At 53.4% G+C, this 20,308-nt stretch carries 22 protein-coding genes; 20 read left to right on the top strand and 2 right to left on the bottom strand.

All coding sequences use genetic code 11. The features are described 5' to 3' along the window. Nucleotides 1-14 precede the first annotated feature (14 nt). From rlmN to spoVM, 6 genes are all read left to right on the top strand, one after another. Complete coding sequence (rlmN, locus tag RW092_RS23005; RefSeq protein WP_028538313.1) at nucleotides 15-1,061, top strand: dual-specificity RNA methyltransferase RlmN; 1,047 nt, start codon at nucleotides 15-17, stop codon at nucleotides 1,059-1,061. Nucleotides 1,062-1,067: 6 nt separating this feature from the next. Then, entirely contained in the window at nucleotides 1,068-1,841 is a 774-nt protein-coding gene (locus RW092_RS23010) for a Stp1/IreP family PP2C-type Ser/Thr phosphatase (RefSeq protein ID WP_016311622.1), read from the top strand. Next, on the top strand, nucleotides 1,838-4,018 hold the full coding sequence (pknB, locus tag RW092_RS23015) for a Stk1 family PASTA domain-containing Ser/Thr kinase (protein WP_316011388.1): 2,181 nt from the start codon (nucleotides 1,838-1,840) through the stop codon (nucleotides 4,016-4,018). Before RW092_RS23010 ends, pknB begins: the two co-directional genes overlap by 4 nt. 32 nt (nucleotides 4,019-4,050) lie before the next feature. Then, nucleotides 4,051-4,968, top strand: a complete 918-nt coding sequence (rsgA, locus tag RW092_RS23020) for a ribosome small subunit-dependent GTPase A (protein WP_028538311.1) — start codon at nucleotides 4,051-4,053, stop codon at nucleotides 4,966-4,968. Between the two features lie 4 nt (nucleotides 4,969-4,972). Next, a complete protein-coding gene (gene rpe, locus RW092_RS23025; protein ID WP_028538310.1) occupies nucleotides 4,973-5,647 on the top strand; it encodes a ribulose-phosphate 3-epimerase in 675 nt (224 codons plus the stop codon). Between the two features lie 138 nt (nucleotides 5,648-5,785). After that, nucleotides 5,786-5,866 (top strand): stage V sporulation protein SpoVM, encoded by an 81-nt coding sequence (gene spoVM, locus RW092_RS23030; protein WP_036621610.1) that lies wholly within the window; start codon nucleotides 5,786-5,788, stop codon nucleotides 5,864-5,866. A 156-nt stretch (nucleotides 5,867-6,022) separates the two neighbouring features. Here the strand turns inward: spoVM and rpmB are convergent, their stop codons facing one another. After that, on the bottom strand, nucleotides 6,023-6,211 hold the full coding sequence (rpmB, locus tag RW092_RS23035) for a 50S ribosomal protein L28 (RefSeq protein ID WP_009225259.1): 189 nt from the start codon (nucleotides 6,209-6,211) through the stop codon (nucleotides 6,023-6,025). A 211-nt stretch (nucleotides 6,212-6,422) separates the two neighbouring features. Between rpmB and RW092_RS23040 the strand changes: the two genes are divergently transcribed. From RW092_RS23040 to RW092_RS23105, 14 genes are all read left to right on the top strand, one after another. Next, complete coding sequence (locus tag RW092_RS23040) at nucleotides 6,423-6,782, top strand: Asp23/Gls24 family envelope stress response protein (protein WP_016311626.1); 360 nt, start codon at nucleotides 6,423-6,425, stop codon at nucleotides 6,780-6,782. 15 nt (nucleotides 6,783-6,797) lie between these two features. Then, nucleotides 6,798-8,573 carry a DAK2 domain-containing protein gene (locus RW092_RS23045; RefSeq protein ID WP_316011389.1) on the top strand — a complete coding sequence of 592 codons (1,776 nt, stop codon included), beginning with the start codon at nucleotides 6,798-6,800 and terminating at the stop codon, nucleotides 8,571-8,573. A gap of 25 nt (nucleotides 8,574-8,598) precedes the next feature. Continuing rightward, nucleotides 8,599-9,471, top strand: coding sequence for a DegV family protein (locus tag RW092_RS23050; protein ID WP_085278655.1), 873 nt, complete (start codon nucleotides 8,599-8,601; stop codon nucleotides 9,469-9,471). Nucleotides 9,472-9,801: 330 nt separating this feature from the next. After that, the gene (recG, locus tag RW092_RS23055; protein ID WP_016311628.1) at nucleotides 9,802-11,847 is read left to right on the top strand and encodes an ATP-dependent DNA helicase RecG; all 2,046 of its coding nucleotides are present in this window, start codon (nucleotides 9,802-9,804) and stop codon (nucleotides 11,845-11,847) included. Nucleotides 11,848-12,148: 301 nt separating this feature from the next. Further along, complete coding sequence (murQ, locus tag RW092_RS23060) at nucleotides 12,149-13,054, top strand: N-acetylmuramic acid 6-phosphate etherase (protein WP_016311629.1); 906 nt, start codon at nucleotides 12,149-12,151, stop codon at nucleotides 13,052-13,054. A 41-nt stretch (nucleotides 13,055-13,095) separates the two neighbouring features. Continuing rightward, nucleotides 13,096-14,550, top strand: coding sequence for a PTS transporter subunit EIIC (locus RW092_RS23065; RefSeq protein WP_016311630.1), 1,455 nt, complete (start codon nucleotides 13,096-13,098; stop codon nucleotides 14,548-14,550). A 91-nt stretch (nucleotides 14,551-14,641) separates the two neighbouring features. Next, complete coding sequence (locus RW092_RS23070) at nucleotides 14,642-15,520, top strand: MurR/RpiR family transcriptional regulator (protein WP_244268273.1); 879 nt, start codon at nucleotides 14,642-14,644, stop codon at nucleotides 15,518-15,520. 104 nt (nucleotides 15,521-15,624) lie between these two features. Further along, a complete protein-coding gene (locus RW092_RS23075) occupies nucleotides 15,625-15,915 on the top strand; it encodes a stage VI sporulation protein F (protein ID WP_016311632.1) in 291 nt (96 codons plus the stop codon). Between the two features lie 223 nt (nucleotides 15,916-16,138). Next, nucleotides 16,139-16,822, top strand: coding sequence for a TetR/AcrR family transcriptional regulator (locus RW092_RS23080; RefSeq protein ID WP_316011390.1), 684 nt, complete (start codon nucleotides 16,139-16,141; stop codon nucleotides 16,820-16,822). Next, nucleotides 16,819-17,565 carry a type I methionyl aminopeptidase gene (map, locus tag RW092_RS23085; RefSeq protein ID WP_016311634.1) on the top strand — a complete coding sequence of 249 codons (747 nt, stop codon included), beginning with the start codon at nucleotides 16,819-16,821 and terminating at the stop codon, nucleotides 17,563-17,565. The genes RW092_RS23080 and map overlap by 4 nt, the downstream gene beginning before the upstream one ends. A 205-nt stretch (nucleotides 17,566-17,770) precedes the next feature. Further along, nucleotides 17,771-18,157 carry a YhjD family protein gene (locus RW092_RS23090; RefSeq protein ID WP_016311635.1) on the top strand — a complete coding sequence of 129 codons (387 nt, stop codon included), beginning with the start codon at nucleotides 17,771-17,773 and terminating at the stop codon, nucleotides 18,155-18,157. Then, nucleotides 18,154-18,543: a YhjD family protein gene (locus RW092_RS23095; protein WP_016311636.1), complete on the top strand. Its 390-nt coding sequence runs from the start codon at nucleotides 18,154-18,156 to the stop codon at nucleotides 18,541-18,543. Before RW092_RS23090 ends, RW092_RS23095 begins: the two co-directional genes overlap by 4 nt. Continuing rightward, nucleotides 18,540-19,784: a DNA polymerase IV gene (locus RW092_RS23100; RefSeq protein ID WP_085170458.1), complete on the top strand. Its 1,245-nt coding sequence runs from the start codon at nucleotides 18,540-18,542 to the stop codon at nucleotides 19,782-19,784. Before RW092_RS23095 ends, RW092_RS23100 begins: the two co-directional genes overlap by 4 nt. Next, entirely contained in the window at nucleotides 19,781-20,116 is a 336-nt protein-coding gene (locus RW092_RS23105; RefSeq protein WP_316011391.1) for a YolD-like family protein, read from the top strand. The genes RW092_RS23100 and RW092_RS23105 overlap by 4 nt, the downstream gene beginning before the upstream one ends. Nucleotides 20,117-20,127: 11 nt before the next feature. On the opposite strand, the gene RW092_RS23110 is transcribed toward RW092_RS23105, so the two are convergent. Beyond that, nucleotides 20,128-20,308: hypothetical protein (locus RW092_RS23110; RefSeq protein ID WP_316011392.1), on the bottom strand; the 181-nt coding region annotated here is incomplete at its 5' end.

Below are 20,308 nucleotides of genomic sequence, written 5' to 3' on the forward strand. Positions count from 1 at the left end.
ACAGGTGTGTGAAGATGAAACCTTTTATATATGATTATACGTTGGAAGAATTACAGGAATGGGCCGTATCGCAGGGAGAACCCGCGTTTCGCGGCGGGCAGATCTTTGATTGGCTGTACGTCAAGCGCGTCAGCTCCTTCGATGAGATGACCAACCTGTCCAAGGCGCTTCGGCAGAAGCTAAATGACGAATTTGCGTTCGTTACGCTGCAGGAGATTACGAAGCTGGAATCTAAGGACGGAACGGTGAAGTTCCTGTTCGGGCTGCATGATGATCATGCTATTGAAACGGTCATCATGAAGCATAACTATGGCAACAGCATCTGCGTGACCACCCAGGTCGGCTGTAAGGTCGGCTGTACGTTTTGTGCCTCGACATTAGGGGGGCTGAAGCGGAATTTGACGGCGGGAGAAATTGTCGCCCAGGTCGTGCAGGCGCAAAAAATTTTGGACGCCAAAGGCGAACGCGTCAGCAGTATCGTGATTATGGGAACCGGCGAGCCCTTTGAAAATTATGATGCCACGATGAAATTTTTGCGGATTATGATCCATGAAAAGGGCTTGAACATCGGACAACGGCATATTACTGTATCAACGAGCGGGATTGTCCCGAACATTTATCGGTTTGCGGACGAGAACACGCAAATTAACTTGGCGATTTCGATCCATGCGCCAAATGATGCGCTCCGCTCGAAGTTGATGCCGGTCAACCGGCGCTTTCCGTTTGACGACGTGATGGAGGCGCTCCGTTATTACATTGCCAAAACCGGCCGCCGCATTACGTTCGAGTACGCGCTGATCGGCGGGGTGAATGACCAGCCGGAGCATGCGGAGGAACTGGCCGACGTGATCAAGGATATGCTTTGCCACGTCAATTTGATTCCAGTCAACTATGTGCCGGAGCGTAAGTATGTGAGAACGTCGCGTAATGATATTTTTAAGTTTCAGCGCGTATTGGCGGATAAAGGCATCAATGTGACCATCCGCCGGGAGCAAGGCCATGATATTGCCGCTGCCTGCGGACAATTGCGGGCGAAGCACATGGAGTCTGGTGCGAGGTGAGCGAATGTGATGAATTGTGTGTTTGTAAGTGATGTGGGACGAGTCCGTTCCGTCAATGAAGATTGTACCTGGGTGGACCAGCTGGAATCCGGATACACGCTGGCGATTGTTGCGGACGGAATGGGCGGCCATCAGGCTGGAGACATTGCCAGCCGCATGGCGGTAGATACCATTACCGAGGATTTGGTATCGCTGCCGGCAGGGTTGTCGGCGGAGGCTTGCGGGGAAGAATTGAAGAAGGCAATTCTTCACGCGAACGAAGCCGTATTCCGCAAAGCGTCAGAGCATGTGGAGTACCATAGTATGGGCACCACAGTTGTTGCGGGGATCTTCGCAGGCCGCGACGGCGTGATCGCCCATATCGGTGACAGCCGGGCCTACCATTTCCGGCAGGGCCAGCTCGTCCAACTGACGGATGACCACTCGCTGGTCAATGAGCTGCTCAAGAACAACCAGATCAGCGCGGAGGAGGCGACGGTGCATCCGCATCGGAATGTCGTAACCCGCGCGCTGGGAACCGATGAGCAAGTTGAGGTCGACTTGAACCGGGTGTCGTTGGAGCCAGGGGATATTTTGCTGCTTTGCAGCGACGGTCTCAGCAACTACGTAACACCGGAACAAATGGCTCTGACGCTGGGATCAGAAGATCTTGGGTTACAGGGCCGGGCCGACCAATTGCTCCAGCTGGCGCTGAACGCAGGAGGCGACGATAACATTAGCGTTGCTCTGCTGGAACAACATGAGGATGCCGGGTCGGGCAAAAAGGAGTGGAATTCATGATCGGACACGAATTGGGCGGTCGTTATCAAATTATCGAGAGGATCGGCGGAGGGGGCATGGCGCTTGTCTACAAAGCGCAGGACCTGCTGCTGAACCGCTACGTGGCCATCAAAGTGCTGCGTCAACAATTTGTGAACGACGAGGAATTTATCCGGCGATTCCGCCGGGAAGCGCAGTCTGCTGCATCCTTGTCGCACCCGAATATCGTCAGCGTGTATGACGTTGGACAAGAAGATGAGATTCATTACATCGTGATGGAATACGTTGAAGGGCAGAACCTCAACGAAATCATTAAGGAGCGGGCCCCGCTTCAGGTCGAGGAAGCCGTTCGCATTGCGTCGCAAATCGCCGATGCGCTGGACCACGCCCATCAGAACCAAATTATTCACCGGGATATCAAGCCGCATAACATTTTGATTGGACGAAACGGACGCGTCAAAGTGACCGATTTCGGGATTGCCCGTGCCGTCACGTCGGCGACCATTACGCAAACCGGCTCCGTGGTGGGCTCGGTGCATTATTTCTCGCCGGAGCATGCGAAAGGTGTAGCCACCGGGGAGAAATCTGACCTGTATTCGCTGGGGATCGTGTTGTACCAGATGCTGACCGGTCGGTTGCCGTTCCTTGGGGAAAGCCCCATCAGCGTAGCCTTAAAGCATTTGCAGGAGCAATTTGATGAGCCGCGCATGGTGAATCCGATGATTCCGCAAAGCGTGGAGAACATCATTTTGAAATCGATGCGGAAGAATCCGAACGAACGCTATCAGTCTGCCAAAGAGATGCTTCGCGACCTGGAGACCTGCTTGTTGCCGGAACGAAGAACGGAATCGAAATTGGCCTTTATAGATGATCATGACGAAGACAGCACGCGAGTCATTCCAGCGATTCGTCCGCAGTATCAACCTCAAGGTGCGGCAGCAGGACCATCCAAACTGTCCCGCGACAGCGGATCAACGATGGCAGAGGAACGAGAAAATGCTCCTAAGAAAAAGGTTTGGAGCAAGCCAACGCTTTGGGTCAGCCTGACGCTGGTTGTCCTGCTCGCCTTAGCCGGTGTGGCCTGGTACGTGACGAGCTTGGTGACCGTTCCTGAAGTCGCTGTGCCAAACGTGCTTAACTTAGAAGAGCAACAGGCAATCCAAACTTTGACCGATAAAGGGATTGCCGTCGGGGAGATCACCCGGGAATACAAAGAAGGCGTGGACGAAGGGATCGTCTATGAGCAGAGCAAGCCGGAAGGGACGATGGTCAAGGAAGGTTCGGTCATCGACTTGAAGGTGAGCACGGAGAAACCGCCGGAGAAGATGCCGTCATTAACGGGCAAAACCTATGATGATGCGCTCCAGCAATTGAAGGATCTTGGAGTAGACGAGTCCCGCGTGCAGAAAGTAGAGGAAAACAACGCCGAGATTGAGCCAGGCAATGTCCTCAGCCAATCGCCGGAAGCGGGAGAGGATTTTAACCCAGAGACGGATACGATCGTGCTGAAGGTCAGCAAGGGACCGTCTGAGGTGAAAATGCCAGACCTCGTGAACAAGACACAAGCGGAAGCGGAAAAAGCGATCCGAGACGCAGGGCTGGTGTTGGCAGAGGATGGTATCAAAGAAGAATCGAGCTTCGAGGTCGAGGCGGGCAGAGTAACGAAGCAGTGGCCTTATGCCCCGGACGATCTGGTGGCACCGGGTTCAAAAGTAACCTTGTTTATCAGCACCGGCTATCCGCAGGAAGCGATTAACTATACGTTCCAAGTACCGGCTGCACCTGCACAGGAAGGCCAAATCAGTAAATATACGATCGTGTACGGCGATGCTCGCGGGGAGGGGCGCGAATGGGGTTCGCAAAAGGTAGGCAAACCGCAATACCTGTCGGTTGACCTGGTTCTGGCGCCGAACAAGAACGGTTACGTAACGGTGACGCGTGACGGCGTCTTGCTGGACACTTACCCGATCTCGTACATCGATGCGAAGCAAGGAACCGTACCTGTGCCGCAATTCCCGGACCAAGGCGGCGGTACGGAAGATGAGAACACCATGGATATGAACTCGGGCGATAATCCGCCCGATACCGGCATGATCTTATCCGGTAAGCTGGCTTCGGTCCAGAAGGAACAAGGCGCAGCCCAAGGTAAAGGAAAGGCGGGTAAACCCAAAGAACATGGTAAGGGCAAAGACAATTAAGTTAGACCGATATGAAAGCGAGGCCGGCATCTATGCCTGAAGGCTTGATTGTGAAGGCATTAAGCGGATATTACTACGTGAAGCCGGCGACGACGGCGCAGGACGGGGCAGCGGAGGGGTATATCCAGTGCCGCGGACGAGGGATTTTTAAGAAGAAAGGCATTACACCCTTGGTAGGCGACAGGGTGATTTATTCCCCCACCGAAAACGGGGAAGGGACCGTGGATGAAATCCTGCCAAGGGAAACCGAGCTGATCCGTCCGCCGATTGCCAACGCCAAGCTGGCGGTGCTGCTGTTCTCCCTGCGGGAGCCGGATCTCAATCTGCAGCTGCTAGACAAGTTTCTGGTGCATATCGAGCACGCGGGTTTGCAAGCCCTGATCTGCCTTACCAAGGAGGATTTGCTGGAGGAGAATGGAGCGGAAGAAACTCCAGAAATTATTCGCCAGGTCAAAGCTATGTATGAATCCATCGGTTATGAGGTCATTGTCACCAGCTCCGTGACCGGAATGGGAACCGAGGAAGTCAAATCCCGTTTGGCTGGGGAGATCAGCGTCTTCTCGGGCCAATCGGGGGTCGGAAAATCCTCGCTGCTTAACGCGATGCTCGGGTTAGCGCTGGAGACAAGTGAAATTAGCCTCAAGCTGGGCCGGGGACGTCATACGACGCGGCATGTCGAGCTGATTGAGCTGGAGAACGGCGGTTACGTGGCGGATACCCCCGGCTTTAGTCAGCTGGATTTTCTCGAGTTAGGGATCGAGGAGTTATCCAGCTGCTTCCGGGAATTTACCGATTACGCGGAGGGCTGTAAATTCCGCGGCTGCAGCCATTTGCATGAGCCCGGCTGCAAGGTCAGAGAGGCTGCGGACCAAGGAGAAATCGCCGCCAGCCGTTATGAGCATTACGTACAGTTCTATGAAGAGATGAAGGACAAGAAGCGGAGGTATTGACGTCATGAGCAACAACATCTATATCGCGCCGTCGATTTTGTCGGCGAATTTTGCCAAGCTGGGTGAGGAGGTCGCTGACGTAGAGCGGGGAGGCGCTGACTGGCTGCATGTGGACGTAATGGACGGCCATTTCGTCCCGAACCTGACGTTTGGTCCGCTGGTGTTGCAAGCGATCGCTCCGCAAACCAAGCTGCCGCTGGACGTCCATCTGATGATTGAGAAGCCCGAGGAGTATATCCCAGCCTTTGCCAAAGCAGGTGCGCATCTGATCACCGTCCATGCGGAAGCTTGCGTCCATCTGCATCGAGTGCTCCACCTCATTAAGGAGCAAGGGGTGAAGGCAGGAGTAGCAATTAATCCAGCCACTCCGGCTTCAGCTGTTCGCGAGGTGCTGGAAGACGTTGATCTCGTGCTGGTTATGACGGTAAATCCCGGCTTTGGCGGACAGGCGTTTATTCCGGGCACGCTGCGCAAAATTCGGCAGCTGAAGGCCTGGAAGGATGAGCTGGGCTTAACAGACTTGCGGATTGAAGTGGACGGCGGGATTGCTGCGGCGACGGCGCCGCTGGTTGTCGAGGCGGGAGCGGATGTGCTGGTCGCCGGCAATGCGGTGTTTGGCCAAGCTGACCGACGTGCGGCGATGGCAGAAATCCGCGAGAGCCTGGTCGGATTGGCATAGGCGCCTTAAGATGCGCATACATTGGTTACATGAGCGAAGGTTCTCATGTAGCCTTTTTTTTGTGGCGGGAATACACGGGTAAATGACATCAAACATAGAATATGGGTGAAGGCATGAGCACGATGGGGAGGGTGAACGATGAAATTTTACACATTCAAGCTGCCTAAGTTTTTGGGAGGATTCGTTAAGGCGGTACTGAACACGTTTCACAAGAACTAACGGGCGGGGCCTGAATACCCGCCCCGAGCAGCGGAAGGGCGCGCCTAGCGGTTCCCGCCAAAAGGATTGCTTGGGCGCTGACTTCAAGGGAAAATGCGCAGTAAAAAAGCACCTCCATAGGAAAAGGTGCTTTTTGTCTATAATTCGTCCCGTCTGTTACACGCGGGTCACTTTACCGGATTTCAAAGCCCGAGTACTAACGTATACGCGTTTCGGTTTGCCGTCTACCAAGATCCGGACCTTCTGCACGTTTACGCCCCAAGAGCGCCGATTGCGATTGTTTGCGTGAGATACATGGTTACCGCTGCCTGGCTTCTTGCCAGTCACATAACATTTGCGAGCCATTCATTACACCTCCTGTTCCAGATACACCTGTCTTGAAAATAACACTAACACTTCAATATCACGGTTATTGACAATACTTAAATATAATATCACAGTAAAAAAAGCTCCGTCAACAGCTATTGACGTTCGACTCTTTTATTTATTTCTCTCTGCTCTTATAGTACAATATAGTTTAGTCCATAATAATTTCTATGGAAGGAGTGAGATAGGCGTGGCTGTAAATCTTACGACCGAATATGGACGAATCGATATTTCGGAGGAAGCCATTAAGGTGATCGCCGGATCGGCCGCCATGGAGTGTTATGGACTGGTTGGAATGGCAAGCCGAAAGCAGTTCAAGGACGGCATTGCCGAATTGCTGGGGCGCGAGAATTTGGCCCGGGGTGTGGAAGTGAACCTGGATAATCATCGATTAGCTATTTATCTTTATATTATAGTCAGTTATGGCACGAAAATTTCCGAGGTCGCACACAACATACAGCTCAAAGTGAAATACGTATTAAATGAAATCGTTGGACTCGAAGTGGATCAGGTGAATATCGTAGTCCAAGGTGTACGCGTATCAAGCTAGGAAGGGGAATTTTCATTGAGTAAGCGTTCTTTAACTGGAACAGATTTCACCGCTATGGTATTGGCAGGCGCGAAGCGGCTGACAGAGCATGCTGAGCACGTCAATTCCTTGAACGTATTCCCGGTACCCGATGGGGATACTGGAACGAATATGAATTTGACGATGACCGCCGGCGTAACGGAATTGAAAGATCACGGAACCGGAGGTTTGGGCAGCAGAGCAGCCACTTTATCCAAGGGCCTGTTGATGGGCGCACGCGGGAATTCCGGCGTGATTTTGTCCCAACTGTTCCGTGGCTTTAGCCGTTCTGCTGCATCATTGGAAGAGATGAATGCAGCCCAATTTGCCGCTGCGCTGCAAAGCGGGGTAGATACCGCTTATAAAGCGGTCGTCAAACCGGTGGAGGGCACGATTCTGACGGTAGCCAAGGAAGCAGCTAAGCATGCCGTCTATTATTCGCGCAGAACAACGGATATCACGGAATTGATGAGCGAGGTGCTGGCCAAAGCGAAGGAAGCGCTCGCGAATACGCCGGAGCTGTTGCCGGTATTGAAACAGGTTGGCGTCGTGGATTCGGGCGGTCAAGGACTTGTTTATATTTATGAAGGATTTTTACAATGGCTGCAAGGCGGCGCCAGCAGTGAAGCCGCTGCGACATTGGGACAAGCCCCCGCACCCGTTGCCAAACCAGAGCTGCGTGCTCCAGCGGCCGCACCGGTGCATGCTCCAACTTCGGCACAAGCTAAGCTCGAAACAGAGGATATCGAATACCTCTATGACATGGAATTTTTCATTAATCGAAAAATCGGTGAAATCAAGGATGCTGTTTTTGACGAGGATCAGTTCCGGAAAGCGCTTTCGGTCAATGGGGATTCGATTATCGTGATCGCGGACGACGAGATTATCAAAGTCCATGTCCATTCGAAAACGCCGGGCGACGTGCTGAATCTGGCACTGCGTTACGGTGAAATTACACAAATTCATATTTTGAACATGCGTGAGCAGCACCGGGATCTGTTGATCGCGGGGATGGATGCCGCGCCGCCGATGCCGGAGCTGTTCGCCGAGATTCCAGCAGAACCGGCTCAACCGGTGGATCCAGCAGGGATTCCTGCGGATGAGCTGGCGCCTTATGGCTTTATCGCCGTTGCTTCTGGAGACGGGATTTCGGAAATTTTCAAGAGCTTAGGCGTGGATGTCGTCCTGTCCGGCGGGCAGACGATGAACCCAAGCACGGAAGATTTCGTGAAGGCGATCCGGTCGATTTCGGCTCAGCACGTGTTCGTTCTGCCGAATAACTCGAATATTATTCTGGCTGCACAGCAGGCGCGTGATTTGCTTGAAGGGGAGCGCAATGTGACAGTCATCCCAAGCAAGAGCATTCCTCAGGGGATTGCCGCAGCGTTTGCTTTCCAAGAAGAAGAAAGCGTGGAAGTCAACACGGATAACATGCAGAACGCCGTGCAACACGTGAAGACAGGTCAAGTGACGTATGCGGTCCGTGACACGATGTTTGATGATTTGGAAATTACCGCAGGTCATTATATCGGTATTGCCGATTCTAAAATTGTGGCCACTGAAGAGGGCTTGCTGGAAACGAGTCAGGGCTTATTAGCCAAGATGCTCGCTGGCGGCGATGAAATCGTTACGGTACTCGCCGGTGAAGAAGCTGACGAAGAGATGACGAATGCGCTGGTGGCCTGGATTCATCAGGAATATCCCGACGTCGAGGTAGAGGTCCATAACGGCGGGCAACCGATTTATTATTATCTGTTTTCGGTAGAGTCCTAATCCCCATGAGAGGATGAAGATACCTATGAATCAGGCTGTCATTATTGCCGACAGTACGGCGGATATCCCGCAGGCGACCGTCTCGGAATACGGAATTCACATCGTACCGATGCGGCTGGCCTTCGGAGACCAATCTTATCTTGAAGGCATCGACATCACCGCGGAAGAGTTCTACGATAAGTTGATCCAATCGAAGGAACTGCCTACCACTTCGCAGACCTCGCCGTCTCAGTATGTGGAGGTATACCGCAACTTGCTTGCCGCCTATCCCGGTTCGCCGATCATTTCGATCCATATCTCCTCCGGGATGAGCGGAACTTATCAATCCGCAGTGCTGGCGAAGGAGATGCTGGAAGAAGAGCTGGGGCATCCGGTCGATGTCACGGTCATTGACTCGCTGTGTGCGACGTACGGCTTTGGCCTTCAGGTTGTGCATGCCGCGCGGATGGCGAAGCAAGGGGCTTCGGTCGAGGAAATTCGAGCTGAGGTTGAGCGGCTCGGGAAGGCGCGTCGGTTATATTTTCTCGTCGATACGCTGGAATACTTGCAAAAAGGCGGACGGATCGGTAAAGCCGCAGCCATTCTGGGCAACCTGCTGAACATTAAGCCGATCTTGTCGGTGGACCAGGAGGGCGTGATTTACGCTGTCGATAAAGTCCGAGGCCGCAAGAAGGCTATGGCCCGCGTCATCGAGTTGTTTGTGAATGATTTTGCCGGGGTGAAGGACATTAACGTGGCCGTTTGCGATTGCGTGAATCCGGAAGGCTCCGAGGAGATCCTGGCTCTGCTGCGGCAGCACTTTACGCTGCATGAGGTTGTCCGCAACAGCATCGGTGCCGTGGTTGGAACGCACGTAGGTCCGGGGACCGTGGCGACGTTTATTTGGCCGGCGAAGTGATGGGGCTAGGGGCGAAACTGGTGATGTCCGGATGAAGCACGTCGTTGTGCCTGGACAGCAAATCTAACGGACAGTAAAGACCTTATTAGCTTTAATTCCCGGATATTTCCTGCGTTAACGGACTCCGGAGACCTTATTTAGCATATACGAACGGTATCTGGTTGGTTTTGATCCAAATAAGGGCTGCTCGGTCCGTTAGAAACGGAAGTTATCGAGAATTGGTGGATTAACGCCTCTGGTGTCCGTTAGACTGCCAGCCGGGCTCGCGCCCGTGCTTCGTGATCCGAAGATGCGTTTTTGAACTACCTCTATAAAGTGAGGGGATGAAAGTTGGATTTACATCACATCCCCGTAAAGCAAGTCAGCGGCGTGAGCGCTCTTAAACAAGAAGAGCTTCACGCCTTTGGCATCTTTACGGTGAATGACTTGATTGAATATTATCCGTTCCGGTATGAGGATTACCGGCTGCGCTCCTTGACGGAAGTGAAGGACGGAGACAAGGTGACGGTACAGGCGAAAATCATGGGGCTTCCGGTCCTGCAACGGTACGGGCGGAAATCCCGCCTCACTTGCAAAATGATCGCCGATGACTGGATGTTCACGGCGACATGGTTTAACCGTCATTTCCTCAAGGATCAGCTGACGACGGGACGGGAGATTATCCTGACCGGCAAATGGGACATGCGTCGCAGCCAGCTGACGGTGTCCGAGTCGGAGTTCCCTGACCGCGGGACGCTCCGCAGCGGCAGTTTGCAGCCGGTCTATTCGGTCGGCGGTAAAATTACGCAGCAGTGGATGCGGAAGACGATTGGACAAGCGCTGCAGCAATATGGGGAGATGATCCCGGAGATTCTGCCGCTCGAACTGCTTCGCAAATATGGGCTGATGCCCCGCAAGACGGCGATTTTGCGGCTGCACCAGCCGCAGGACAGTGAGGAGGGGCAGCAAGCGCGGCGCCGTATGGTGTACGAGGAGCTGTTCCTGTTCCAGCTCAAGCTGCAGGCGTATCGGGCGATGAACCACGAGCGGATGGACGGGGTTGCGCATGTGGTGGATAACGCCACGATTCGGGAATTCGTGCGCAGCCTGCCGTTTGAGCTGACCGATGCTCAGAAGAAGGTGGAGCTGGAAATTCTAAAGGATATGCGCTCGCCTTATTGCATGAACCGATTGTTGCAAGGCGACGTCGGTTCCGGCAAAACGGTCATCGCCGCCATCGCGTTGTATGCGGCGGTGAAGTCGGGGCACCAGGGTGCTTTTATGGTGCCGACGGAAATTTTGGCCGAGCAGCATATGCGCTCCCTGTCCCGGCTGTTTGAGCCGTTTGGTATCACGGTCGGCCTGTTGACCGGCAGTGTGACGGGACGCAAACGCAAGGATTTGCTCGGCTCGCTACAAATGGGGCTCACCGACATCGTGGTGGGGACGCATGCGTTAATCCAAGAGGACGTGTTCTTTCGGTCGCTGAGCTTGGTCATCACCGATGAGCAGCACCGGTTTGGCGTGAATCAGCGCAGCATTTTGCGGCGCAAAGGCTTTAACCCGGACGTGCTGACGATGACGGCCACGCCAATTCCGCGCACGCTGGCGATTACCGCCTTTGGCGATATGGACGTATCCACCTTGTCGGAGCGTCCGAAGGGACGCAAGCCGATCACGACCTATTGGGTGAAGCACAGCATGATGGACCGCGTGCTTGGCTTTATTGAGCGGGAGGTATCGCAAGGCCGTCAAGCCTACGTCATCTGCCCGCTGATCGAAGAGTCGGACAAGCTGGATGTGCAGAACGCTATTGACTTGTACGTGTCGATGCAGCAGGCGTTCCCGAACATGAAGGTCGGGCTGCTGCACGGGCGGATGACGGCGGCGGAGAAGGACGAAGTGATGCGCGCGTTCTACGAGAACGAGGTGCAGCTGCTCGTCTCGACGACCGTCGTAGAGGTCGGCGTCGATGTGCCCAACGCCACGCTGATGATCGTGATGGATGCCGACCGCTTCGGCTTGTCCCAGCTCCACCAGCTGCGCGGGCGCGTTGGCCGGGGGGAGCACGCGTCGTATTGCGTGCTTATCGCCGATCCGAAGTCGGAGGTGGGTCAGGAGCGGATGAAGGTCATGACCGATACGGACGACGGCTTCGAGGTGGCTCGGCGGGACCTGGAGCTGCGGGGTCCCGGGGATTTCTTCGGCACGAAGCAAAGCGGCGTGCCGGATTTTCGTGTCGCGGACATGGTCAGCGACTACGCGGTGCTGGAGGCGGCGCGGGACGACGCCGCCCGGCTGGTTGCGGGCGAAGCGTTCTGGACTTCGCCCGAGTACGGACCGCTGCGGGATTATCTGCGGCGGGAGCAGGTTTTTCAAGGTGAGCTGATCGATTAAATTTCATACGAAAAAGCAAGTATCCAACCGTTCGCGGGATCCGCGGACGGTTATTTTTTTGCCCGAAAATCCATCCTAAAGTTGATCGATTGCGTCTAGCGTTGCTCTTTTTGCTGGAATATCTGGGATGTCAGGCCCTGAAGCGGATACGTTCTAACCTCTTCAACCAGCAAGAAGTGACATGGACTGACATATTATTTCAATAAAAAAGTTATGTATTGAAATAAAATATCAAATGAATTATAATCATGTCGAAAACACTTACAACTAGGGTTGTTGCAAACAAAGGAGTGTATCTGAAATGCTGGAAAATTTGACAACTGAGGCGAGAAACGAGCGAACGATGCGTTTGGATGAAATGGATGTAACTGAGCTGCTTACGGTGATGAACGAGGAGGACGCGAAAGTTGCTGGAGCGGTGAAAAAGGAAATCCCCAAAATCGCCCAAGCCGTGACTGCCATTACGGAATCGCTAAAAAAGGGCGGTCGACTGATTTATATGGGAGCCGGCACGAGCGGACGGATCGGCTTGCTGGATGCGGTGGAGTGTCCGCCGACATTTGGGACTTCCCCGGACCAGGTGGTTGGTCTGATCGCAGGCGGAAGCAACGCTTTTATCAAGGCCGTTGAGGGAGCAGAGGATCGGGCCGAGCTGGGGCGCATCGATCTGCAAAACCTCGAGCTTACCGCCAAGGATGCAGTCGTTGGAATCGCTGCCAGCGGTCGTACACCTTATGTCATCGGGGGATTGGAATACGCGAAGCAAATGGGTGCCAAAACGATTAGTATCAGTTGTAACAAGAATGCGGTGATTAGCACCATTTCCGATATCGCAATCGAGATCGAGAACGGTCCCGAGGTGCTGACCGGGTCGACACGGCTGAAGGCAGGAACCTCGCAGAAGCTGGTCTGCAATATGCTGTCTACCGCGTCGATGATCGGCTTAGGTAAGGTTTACGGCAATTTGATGGTTGATGTTCAGCCCACCAATGAGAAGCTGGCCGATCGCGCGAAGCGGATCGTGATGGAGGCAACCGGCTGCGATGCATCAACTGCGGAGAACACCTTGCGCCTTACCGAAGGTAAACCGAAACCGGCGATTCTGATGATTTTGACGGGATATTCGTATGAGGTCGCTTTGGAGAAATTAGAGGAGAACCAAGGGTTTATCGGTAAAGCTGCGAAGTCTGCGACTGCAATACGTTAAGAAAAAAGTTAGACCATCCTATAGAGGCAGGAGGCTTCCCAATGAGCAAATATGAAACGATGGCGAAACGGATCTTGGAATCCATCGGCGGTTCTGACAATGTGGAGCAATATACAAACTGCATGACCCGGTTGCGGGTGTCGGTCCGGGATCGCAGCCAAATTGATGAAACTGGGCTTAAACAGATCGAGGGCGTACTTGGGGCGGTGGATGATGAGACGTATCAAGTGATCCTCGGTCCGGGGGTTGTCAATAGTGTGGCGGAGGAATTTGGCAAACTTCTGAAAGCGCAGGGTCACGGCGGCGGTCAAGGAGCTGCAACTGGCGGTCAAACGGCGGCGCTCCGCGAGGGCTCGGACATCAAGGCCGAGCTTAAGAAGAAGAACAACACGCCTTTCAAAAATTTTCTGCGTAAAATCGGCAACATCTTTATTCCACTGATTCCTGCGTTGGTCGGGGCCGGGATCATTAACGGTATTGCAGGTCTGATCAACAACCTGATTACCTCCGGCAATGGGGCGGATTGGCTGCTGACGCTCCAACCGATTATCAGCGTCATTGGTTCGGCCTTCTTCGGATATTTGACGATCTTTGCCGGGGTGAATGCCGCGAAAGAGTTTGGAGGAACGCCCGCGCTTGGCGGTGCTGTGGCGGCGATTATCGTTGCACCGGCGGTGGCGAATATCTCTTACACCTATCCCTTGTTTGGGGAAATTAAGCTGAATGCGGGACAGGGCGGTATCATCGGGGCGATTTTGGCGGCAGGGTTGATCTCGGTGTTGGAAAAATGGATCCGAAAACGGATGCCGGCAGCAATTGATATCATCGTCACTCCTACAATTGCGTTGCTGCTTGCCGGCTTAGTTACCGTGTTCTTCCTGATGCCGGTCAGCGGTATTATCTCTCAAGGCATCGGACAGGCTACTACTTGGCTGCTAGCCCATGGCGGACCGCTGTCCGGATTTGTACTCGCTTCGCTGTTCCTGCCGTTGGTTATGTTCGGCTTGCACCAGGCGCTCATTCCGATCCATGCTGAATTGATTTCGCAGGTTGGATACACCGCGTTGCTGCCGATCCTGGCTATGGCAGGTGCAGGTCAAGTTGGCTCGGCGATCGCCATTTATATCAAGCTGAAGCAGAACTCCCGGATGCGCAACATGATCAAAGGGGCGTTGCCCGTCGGATTTCTTGGCATCGGTGAACCGCTCATTTACGGGGTCAGCCTGCCTCTGGGCCGGCCGTTTATCACCGCTTGTCTCGGCGGTGGTTTTGGCGGGGCTGTGCTTGGTTTGTTCGCAATGACCGGGAACTTCATCGGTTCGGTCGCGATTGGACCTTCCGGCCTTGTCCTGATCCCGCTGATTCAAGGACCGATGGGAATCGGCATGACGATTCTCGGTTACTTGGCCGGGCTCGTTGTCTCTTATATCGCCGGATTCTTGCTCACGTATTTCTTTGGTTTTACAAAGCAGATGCTTATAGAGCATAATAGATAATACAAGTCAGCAGAAGAAACGTTGGGCTGCCTTTTACCGGGCTGCCGCGTTTCTTTTGCGTTTTAGGGAATTGGAAATAAGCATCAGACGGATGGGGAAAACGGAGGGGATGCCCGTGACGACGGGAAGTATACTTACGCAAATGGAGGCCATGCTGGAACAACTGCCTGAATCGGAACGAAAGGCGGCCCAATATATTTTGGCGGCTTCGGCGGAAGTCTCCGGCTTAAGTATTCATGCAGTCGCCGATAAAGCGGGGACCAGTGCGGCGGCGATTACCCGGCTTTGCCGTTCGCTGGGGCTGAGCGGTTTTCCTGATCTGAAAATGCGTTTGTCGGTCGATAATGCCAAACCTCAACGACCGGGTTATTATGACATCGAACGTGGGGAGACGCTCCAAAACGTTATTCAGAAAACGGTCTCCAATAGTCTGCAAGCGATTCAAGATATGATGCTTCACCTGCAGCCCGGACTGATTGAACAGGTGGTGGACAGCTTCCGACAAGCTTCCGTCATCCATATGTACGGGGTAGGCGCTTCGGCAATCGTTGCGGCGGATGCTGCGCAAAAGTGGCTGCGCTTAGGGAAGCAAGCGTTCGCTCTGCAGGACGAGCACCTGATTGCGGCCGCGCTGGCCAGCGCTCCGCCGGGGGCTTTGTTTATGGGGATCTCTTACAGCGGGAACACCAAGGAAGTGCTGCAATTGTTCCGGGTTGCCCAAAAGTACGGCGTGCGCACCATCGGCTTGTCCCGTTTTGGCAATCATAAAGTAGCCGAGCTGGCCGATTTGATGCTGTATACGCCGCAGGCACCGGAAGCAACCTTGCGCAGCGGGGCGTCCAGCTCGCGGCTTACGCAATTGGTCATGATCGATATTTTGTTCTTTGCGTACGCCTCGACGCAATACGAAGAGACAATCCTCAGATTGAGTCAAACCCATGAGGCAACGGCGTTCCTCAAACAGAACTAGCGGGTTTCTTGCGTGCTTTTGGATTTTCAGGCACTATGGACAGCCTTACCGTCATATATTAGGGTTGAAGTCCGGAAATGACGGGACAGGAGGTGCTAGTCACGATGCCCAGCTATTATCAGTATGGAATCAGTCCGCAGCTGGTCGAACGGGTGAAGTTCAAAATGAAAAATCCGGCGATCAAAGAGCGGATGAAACAGGTCGTCGACGGCCTCACCCGCGCGGATTTGCAGGATCGCGTTAAGGTGCGCAGGCTCGTTAGAACGGCCGCTTCTGTGCTTGGCGAAAGATTAAGCGGCGTTCAAGAAGAGCAGATCGTCCAATTCGTTATCGATCAGCGAATCGACCCGCGAAATACGCTTCACTTGCTGCGGTTATGGGGAATGTTCCGCTAAAGTAAGTGCGCAGCGATGCAGCGGGACGGGTGATAAGGCCCTGGGGAGGTACCCCGGCGGCCTTTTGCTATTTTTTCGGAGGATGATCCGGGGACAGGCGGGATAAGCTAAACGATACATAAGCGGGGCACAGGAGCGCCAGGAGTGATTTCTGCTTGCCAATCTCCGTGTTTTGTTTTATATTGACATGATAGTAGGTCAAAAATAAGGGAGGTTGTGGCGGATGACCCCGCGTACGAAGGAACAAAATGAAGAAATCAGGCTGCGCCGATTGGCTCAAATTCGTGTCGCGGCCGCCGATGTGTTTCTGGAGAAAGGCCTGACGCTAGAGATTCGGGACGTGGCCACTGAGGCCGGGCTTGGTTACGGTACGGTCTACCACTATTACAGCAATAAAGGGGATCTGCTGTATGACGTGCTGTGGACGGCGATGGACCGGGCCGGGGAATGGATCGACCTGAGGCCGGCGGAGCCGGAAGCGGCCGCCGTTTCCCTTGTTGCAGCCGGCACTCGGCTGCTGAAGTTGTGGGCCAAGGATCACGGCGTTTATCTGTTGTATAAGCTGGCGGCGGATGGATTCCAGATGCTTCCAGAAGCGCGGGCGCTGCCGCTGGCGGAGACGTTCCGCCGTCAGGTGTTGCAGCCGTTCGCCGCGGTGCTGGAGCATGGGGGATCGCCGGGGTCCGGTGTGATCGTTGCGACTGCGAGCACAGCAGCGGCGGGACAAGAAGCCGTTGGAGAGGGCGTCCGGCAGGCAGAACGGTTGCTGGCTGCGCTGGCCGGTTGCGCCGGCTCTCCGCTGCGCCAAGGCACGCTGGACCATGAAGCGGAAGACATTGCGCGCCTGCTATTGCATCGGCTGTCGGAGCGAACCCGACAGACCCTCGAAGGAGTGAGAGCTGAATGATCATTTTAAAATCGCCGCGGGAAATCGAAGAGATGAAACGGGCGAATCAAATTGTTGCGGATTGTCACCGGGAAGTCGCCAAAATGATTCAACCCGGAGTGACGACCAAGGAAATTAATGATTTCGTCGCCCGGCATATTACGAAACTGGGCGGCAAGCAGTTTACGAAAGGATACAACGGGTTTCCGGCCGAAACCTGCGCTTCAGTAAACGATGTGGTAGCCCATGGTTTCCCTTCCGACCGGCCGCTGCAGAACGGCGATCTGCTTAAGCTGGACATCGTGGCGGAGGCGGATGGCTGGTTTGGCGATTCGTGCTGGTGTTATGCGGTAGGTCAGGTGAGTCCTGAGGCGGAAAAGTTGATGCGGGTGACGAAGGAATGTCTGGAGCTGGGGATCGCCCAAGCGATTCCGGGCAACCGGCTGGGCGATGTGACTTCAGCAATTCAGAAGCATGCGGAAGCGAACGGGTATTCCGTCGTGCGCGATCTGCTGGGTCATGGGATCGGACGCAGCCTGCATGAGGAGCCCAACTACGAGCATGTCGGCGTAGCGGGTAAGGGCATTCGGCTTAAGGAAGGCATGGTGTTTACGATTGAGCCGATGATCAATGAAGGCACGTTCCGCATCATGATTGACGATGACGGCTGGACGGCGCGTACGGCGGACGGCAAATTGTCGGCCCAATTCGAGCATACGATCGCGCTGACGGCGGACGGACCGCTGATTTTAACAGCTCAATAAGCAGCAGCAAGCAGGAAAGAAAGGCGGATGCCCAAAGTCCGAAGGGACAAGGGCTCCGCCTTTTTTTGCATGCTTTCGCTCTGCCAAATTATCCAACATAAACCTGTTGCAAAAGGGAATATTTGTTCGTATTATGAATATAATAGGAACAGACGTTCTGATTAGAGGGTGAGCATATGACAGACAGCATGAAGAAGGGAGACGCATGAGCCCTATTCCCTGGCAAACGCAGGAGGAAGCGGAGATGATCAAGCAATATGTGCTGCTTCCTCTGTTGCTTGATGTGCTGGAACGAGACCAGCGCGCATTGGCATCCGCTTCGTTGAAGCTGCCTCAGGTATACAAGGGGCTGATCCGCTTGCTGCAGAACGCCGCAGCCGCGGATTTGGCCCGGGTGCGCCAAGGCATGCGTGAGCATGGACTGAAGGTATTCGAAGAGCGGCGGACGAACCTGGGGATTGAAGCCCGCTATTTATGCCGGGGGTATACGTACGAGTTCTCCATGCTCTGGGGATTGGTGAAGGCGGAACTGATCCGTCGGCTTTGCGCCTATCTAGGGATCGATGGGACGAAAGAGGGGATGTCCTCATGAAAGGTATCCCCCCAGCGCCCTTGGAGACGGAAGAAGATCTTCAACTGGTCAAAGAATACATTCTACTCCCTCTTCTCTTGGATGTGTTGGAAAGGGATATGAGAGCATTAGGGACCGTAAAGCTAAAGATGGACGTGGTATACGCAAGAGCCTTACACACTGCCCAAGATGTGATCACTGCAGATTTGACGTCGGTTCGGAAACAAATGCGCGACAGAGGGATCAAGGTGTTCGAGCAACAACGCACTGAATTGGGCATGGAGGCCCGCTATTTGTGCAGGGGCTATCAACATAGATTTTCCATGCTTTGGAGCTTGGTGAAAGCGGAGCTTAATCAATATTTGAGTAAGTATCTTAACGTCGACTTAAGGAGCGACAGCCTATGAAAAGCGATAACAAAAGTCGAGTCATCATGCTGGCGGATTGTCAATCCTTTTACGCAAGTGTTGAAAAAGCGGCCCACCCCGAGTATGCAGACAAACCTGTTGTGGTTGCAGGAGACCCCGCGCGTCGTTCCGGGATTATCCTCGCCGCGTGTCCCCTTGCCAAGCAATATGGGATCACTACGGCAGAGAGGCTGGGAGAGGCACTTGCCAAATGCCCGGATCTTGTGGTCATTCGTCCCCGTATGGAGGAATACATCAGGGTATCCTTGCAAATTACAGAAATTTATCAATCCTACACGGACTTGGTCGAGCCGTACAGCATCGATGAACAGTATTTGGATGTCACGGGAAGCTTACAGCTTTTTGGCGGTCCTGATAACATTGCGCGGAGCATTCAGGATAAAGTCATGAAGGAGACGGGAGTTCGTGTACGCATTGGAATTAGTGAAAATAAGGTGCTCTCCAAAATGGCCTGCGATAATTTCGCCAAACGGAATGCCTCAGGGATTTTTTACTTGCCTGTGAAAGACGTGCAAGAAGTGCTTTGGCCGTTGCCGATTCATCAGATGTTTATGGTGGGCTCCCGGATGCGCCGGCATTTAATGAGAATGGGGATATATACCATTGGCCAGCTGGCCCAGACTCCCCTGAGCAAATTAAGAGCCAAATGGGGAGTGAATGGGGAAGTTCTGTGGCTCATTGCCAACGGCAAGGATCATTCCCCGGTAACGCCAAGTACACATGATTTGCAAAAAGCCATCGGCCATCAAATGACCCTTCCCTACGATTACTGGGAGTTTGATGACATCATGGTTCCCTTGTTAGAGCTGTCGGAGTTAGTGTGTCAACGAGCTCGAACGAAAGGGTATATGGGCTGGGTGGTCTCGGTAGGATGCCAAGGGGCGGATTTTGATCACCCTTCCGGCTTCTACAGACAAATGAAATTACCCGACCCGACGAGCCTCACGGATGAGGTGTTCGACGCAGCGAAAAAACTGTTTAAACGCCATTGGGATGGGTTGCCTGTTCGGAAAATTGGGGTCACTTTAAGTCAGTTAGTAAGCGACCAGGAATATCAGCTTACTTTGTTCAATAACCGCGAAGTTAAGTTAGCCTTGGAAAGAACCACGGACCGAATTAAGGAGAAATACGGAAGCACCGCGATTATGAGGGCCTCTTCTTTAAAAGTGTCGGGCCAGGCGCGGGATCGTGCGCAAAAAATTGGAGGACATTATAAATGAGCAAAAAACTGAAAGGAAACGGCTTGTTCGAATCGTCAAGAATGATGCTTCCAGAGCACAAGGAAGCTTATCTCATGCACCAGCAGAATTTGAGAAAGAACACGCGGCCGCAATTAGATGATCAAGAGATGGAACGGATCTCCAGGCTCATTGCGGAATCCATGCAGCTCAGGAAAGAGATCACTTTAGTATTATTTGGCGAATTGAATCGAGCGGAAATCACAGGCGTCGTGACGAAGATCGATTTGCAGCAAAAAAACATCAGGATCACCGATGGCAATGGTTTTCGTTGGATCAAGCTGTCGGATATTATTGACGGCAGATGGAAATGATCCGCAAAAATTCAATCCTTATGATTGTTCTCAAGTTCGTTCATCCGTATGGGAAGAGAATTGTTATTGTTCCATATTTTTTTATTTCCGTCAAATGGATCATTTTTTAAAATCAAGCCGCCAATGGCGGCTTTTTCAACATTATAGAATTTATAAAATTTCGGGGTGGGAGAGGCCTTCCGCCTCGTTTTT

Source organism: Paenibacillus sp. 3LSP (assembly GCF_032465655.1).
GTDB classification, from domain to species: domain Bacteria; phylum Bacillota; class Bacilli; order Paenibacillales; family Paenibacillaceae; genus Fontibacillus; species Fontibacillus barengoltzii.